The 4,782-nt window shown below is 60.6% G+C and carries 4 protein-coding genes; 1 reads left to right on the forward strand and 3 read right to left on the reverse strand.

Features of this window, described 5'->3' with window-relative positions:
• Positions 1-227: 227 nt before the first annotated feature.
• From AC07OF_RS25765 to AC07OF_RS25775, 3 genes are read right to left on the reverse strand one after another with little or no spacing between them, the layout of a single operon-like run.
• Positions 228-1,550, reverse strand: coding sequence for a TRAP transporter large permease (locus AC07OF_RS25765; RefSeq protein WP_157192062.1), 1,323 nt, complete (start codon positions 1,548-1,550; stop codon positions 228-230).
• Entirely contained in the window at positions 1,547-2,080 is a 534-nt protein-coding gene (locus tag AC07OF_RS25770; RefSeq protein ID WP_157192061.1) for a TRAP transporter small permease, read from the reverse strand. The genes AC07OF_RS25765 and AC07OF_RS25770 overlap by 4 nt, the downstream gene beginning before the upstream one ends.
• Before the next feature lie 5 nt (positions 2,081-2,085).
• Complete coding sequence (locus tag AC07OF_RS25775) at positions 2,086-3,108, reverse strand: TRAP transporter substrate-binding protein (protein ID WP_157192060.1); 1,023 nt, start codon at positions 3,106-3,108, stop codon at positions 2,086-2,088.
• 334 nt (positions 3,109-3,442) lie between these two features.
• On the opposite strand from AC07OF_RS25775, the gene AC07OF_RS25780 reads away from it, so the two are divergent.
• Positions 3,443-4,708 carry an OprD family porin gene (locus AC07OF_RS25780; RefSeq protein ID WP_157192059.1) on the forward strand — a complete coding sequence of 422 codons (1,266 nt, stop codon included), beginning with the start codon at positions 3,443-3,445 and terminating at the stop codon, positions 4,706-4,708.
• Positions 4,709-4,782 lie beyond the last annotated feature (74 nt).

Here is a 4,782-nt window from a genome sequence, read left to right on the forward strand (position 1 = left end):
GAATGCTTATGCAAAGGGCTTGAAGCAGAAGCCTTAACACCCAGCTTCTTGGCGTCCGCTGCCAAGGGACAGTTCCATGCCTACTTTTTCCAAGAAAAAAGTAGGCCGCCGTAAGGGCGGAAGGGGCCAGCAGCGGCGCTACACCAAATGGATAAGCTCGCCCCCATAAGTCCGTGAAAATCCATAAAAAAGCCGCCCGAAGGCGGCTCAACAATGCAGAGAAAAACTCAGACCGTCAGCAACCACAGGCTCAGTCCCGGGAAGGCGACCAGCAAGGCGATACGCAGCAAATCGGAACACAGGAACGGCACGATCCCTTTGGCCGTTTCGCCATAGGGCACATCCCCGGCGCTGCGCTGGACGATAAACAGATTCATCCCCAGCGGCGGATGGATCAGCCCGATCTCCACCACCATCAAGGCAAGGATGCCAAACCAGATCGACTTGTCGGTTTCACTCATGCCGAAGAAATCCAGGCCCATGATCATCGGGTAGAAGATCGGAATGGTCAGCAGGATCATCGCCAGCGAGTCCATCACACAGCCCAGCAGCAGGTACAGGCCAAGGATGATGATCAGCACCAGCATCGGCGCCAGGCCACTGCCGATCACCCAGGCCGCCAGTTCGCCAGGCATCTGCGTCAGTGCCAGGCCCGAGTTGAGCAGGTCGGCGCCGAGCAGGACGAGAAAGATCATCGCTGTAGTTTCAGCGGTACCGAGCATGCTTGCGCGAAAACCGCTCCAGCGCATGCCCCCCTGGCACACCGCAAGCACACCACAGGCCGCCGCACCGATGGAGGCCGCCTCGGTGGGGTTGGCCCAGCCGCCGTAGATACCGACGATCACCACCAGGAACACACCAATGACCGGCGAAACGCTGACCAGCGCCTTGACCCGCTCGACCGGCGAAGCCTTGGGCGACACGGTCGCCTGGCTCTCATCCCGGGATACCATGATGCGCAGCACGATCATGTAACCGACGATGGCCACCACGCCAGGCACGATGGCCGCAACGAACAGCTTGGCAATCGACTCCTGGGTCAGCACGGCATAGATGATCAGCGGCACCGAGGGCGGAATCAGAATCCCCAGGGTGCCACCGGCCGCCACGGTTGCCGTGGCCAGGCGCCCGGAATAGTTGTGCCGGCGCAACTCCGGCAGTGCCACGTGGCTCATGGTCGCGGCGGTGGCCAGCGACGAGCCGCAGATCGCGCCGAAACCGGCGCAGGCACCAATCGCCGATAGCCCCATGCCGCCCTTCCAGTGGCCGATGAACGCCGCCGCGCAACGGAAAATCGCCCGCGACAAGCCTCCATGGGTGGCGAACTGCCCCATCATCACGAATAGCGGGATCACCGCCAGGTCGTAGTTGGACAGCCGCGAATAGGCCAGGGAGTTGAGGGTGAACAACAGGCTCGACAGATCACCGTCGTTGATCGCCCAGAAGCACGCCGCGCCGCCAATCAGCATGGTCACACCAATATGCACCCGCAGCAGCAACAGGCTTGTGGTGATGCCCAGGGCAATCAGCCCCAATACCAGACCGCTCATGAACGCCTCCCGGCTTTACCACAGATATCCTGCACACGCGCCAGGGCGCACAAACCCAACAGCGCCAGGCTGGGGACGATGAGCAACAACGGAATCCACAACGGGAACGACAGCAATGTGGTCGAATCGCCGAACTCGTGGCTTTCGAGCATCTGCAGCCAGGTGCGCCAGGCCAGAATCCAGGCTGCGGCGCAGCACAGCAGATGACCGATGCAATCGAGGCTGTTACGCACCCACGCGGGCAGCCAGGAGGTCAGCGCATCGACCTTGATGTGCGTACCGCGCAGTTCGCACAGCGGTAGAAACGCAGCAATGGCAATCGCCGCGCCCACCTCCACCAACTCCATATCACCCCGTACCGGCATGGAGAACAGCTTGCGCCCGATAATCGAGACGATCGACATGGCGATCAGGCCGACCAACAACACCCCGCCCGCCATGGCAAAGCCCTGGGTCACCCACAACAAGGTGCGGCGCACCCACCCGCGATGCTGCTCGGCATCAAATTCAATGGTCAGAGATTCCTGCATGGCGATTACTGCGCCAGGCCGGAGAGGCTGCGTACGTCCTGTACCAGCGCCTGACCATCCAGGCCTTTGTCATTGGCTTCCTTGATCCACTGCTGCACCGCATCAACCGATGACGCCTGCATTTCGCTATAGGCTTTGGCATCGATATTGATCAAGCCTGCGGCCGGCGTTGCGGCATAGGCAGCATCCGAGGCCTTGTCCCAGGCGGTGGCAAAACGTTCGGACAAGGCCTTGCCGCTGTTGCGCTCGATAATCGCCTGCAGGTCAGCCGGCAGGCTGTCGAACTTGCGCTGGTTCATCAGCATCGCCAGCACGGTGTAGCCAAATGCCGGCTGCCCGGTCGGGGTCACGCTGTGGTACTGGGTCACTTCGTCCAGCTTGGTTGCCGGTACCACTTCCCAGGCAGCCAGGGCACCGTCGACCACACCCTTGGAAATCGCTTCGGTCATCTGCGCCGGCGGCATGCTCACCGGCGTGGCGTCGAGGCTTTCGACGGTTTTCGCCGCAGTACGGCTCGAGGCCCGCAGCTTCAGCCCCTTGAGGTCGGCCAGCGTCTGCACAGCCTTGCCGCGGGTATGCAGGCTCATGCCACCATCACCGTGCACGACCAGCACCTTGTAGCCCTTGAAGTCGTCCTTGGCGTACTGCTGGTAGAAATCCCAGATGATCGCGTTACCCGCCTTGCCGCCGTAGGGCAGCACGAAAGGCAACTCCAGCGCCTCGACACGCGGAAACTTGCCTGCCGAATAGGCCGGCGCCGTCCAGACGATGTCGGCTACGCCATTACGCGCCATGTCGGCCAGCTTGGCCGGCGTCCCGCCCAATTGCATCGAAGGATAGAGCTGGCACTTGATGCGATCGTTGGACTCCTGACGCAGCTGCTCGCACCACGGTTCAATGATGTTGGCCTGGGCGTTTGAGGTGGATGGCAAGAAGTGAGCGACTTTGAGCGTGACCGTCTCGGCGGCCTGAGCCGACACCGAGCCCGCTATACCCAGGCACAGGGCAGCAATTGTGATTGTTTTCATGGTGTTAGCTCCGTGTTGTTGTTGTGGCCACGCTGGCGCGATAGCTGTGAGGAAGCGCAATACGTTAATAAGTTAATTTTTTCGCTGAGATTGTCAACCACTAAGCGTGCTGACTCAGGCGTGCGCGACTCATTTCAACGAGCTGAAAAAAGCGTTTTTACCGTTTAGATTCAATTATTTATCGGCTAAAAACAGCTGAAAACCCGATCAACGATCTTTTCTCAGCATGAAAAGGACTATTGTTAATAACTTAACAATATGGCTACATAAATTAGGCACGGCCCAGGACTCAACGTCGTGTCGACAGCCAACACCAATCCTAGAGACAAGAACAATGATCAGGATTCCACGCACTACCCCGGCACTCGTCTGCCTGTTCGGTACCGCCTGTGGCCTCAGCCAGGTCGCCAACGCCGATTTTTTCAGCGACACCAAGGCCAGCCTTGAAGCCCGCAACATGTACATGAACCGGGACTTCCGGCAAAGCAACGCGCCCCAGGCCAAGGCCGAAGAATGGGCGCAGGGCTTTACCGCGCGGGTTGAATCGGGGTTCACCGAAGGCACCCTTGGCTTTGGTCTGGATGCCATCGCCGAGACCGCGATCAAGCTCGACTCCAGCCGTGATCGTCGCGGCACTGGCCTGCTGGCCTTCGGCGCCGAAAGCCAGGAACCGGAAGACACCTATAGCGAACTGGGGCTGGCCGCCAAAGTAAGGCTGTCGAAAAGCGTGCTGAAAATCGGCACCTTGCAGCCTCAACTGCCGGTAGCCGCCTACAACGACACGCGCCTGCTCTCCTCCACCTATGCCGGGACCCTGCTCAACTCCCAGGAAATCGGCGGCTTGACCCTCAACGCCGGGCGTCTGGAAAAGATCAACCTGCGCGACTCGTCGAGCAACGACGAGATGAACTACAACGGTGTCGAAAGCGCCCACCTCGACCTGGCAGGCGGCAGCTACGCCCTCACCCCGGGGCTGATAGCCAGCTACTACTACGCGCAGATGGACAACATCTACCAGCAGCACTACGCCGGACTGGTGCACAGCGCTACCCTGGCCGAAGGCATCACCCTCAAGACCGACCTGCGCTACTTCGACACCGGCGAAAGCGGTGACCACAACTTCCGTAGCGCCGCCCGCGTCGATGCCGGCCGTATCGACAACCGCTTCTTCAACGGCATGCTGACCCTGGGCGTCGGCGCCCACAAATTCGGGGCTGGCTACCAGAGTCTGTCGGGCGATGGCGACTTTGCCTTCCCTGGCCTGGACCCGTATTCGGTCAACCTGGTGACCGTCAACACCTTCACCAAAGCCGGCACCGACGCCTGGCAAGCGCGCTACGACTACGACTTCGTCGCCCTCGGCGTGCCGGGGCTGACCTTCATGACCCGTTACGTCAACGGCCGCAACATCGAAACGGCGAAAGTCAGCGGTGGCAAAGAATGGGAACGTGACACCGACCTGGTTTACACCTTCCAGTCCGGCACCTTCAAAAACCTCAACATCCGCCTGCGCAACGCCACCTTCCGCTCCAGCGCCGGCCTGACCTCGGATATTGACGAAAACCGCATCATCATCGGCTACACATTGCCGTTGATGTGAGCTTGATCTACCGGTAGGAGCGGGCTTGCCCCGCGATGGCGGACGGTCAGCCGCATCGCATCGCGGGGCAAGCC

The sequence above is a fragment of the Pseudomonas sp. GW821-FHT10B02 genome (genome assembly GCF_059415665.1).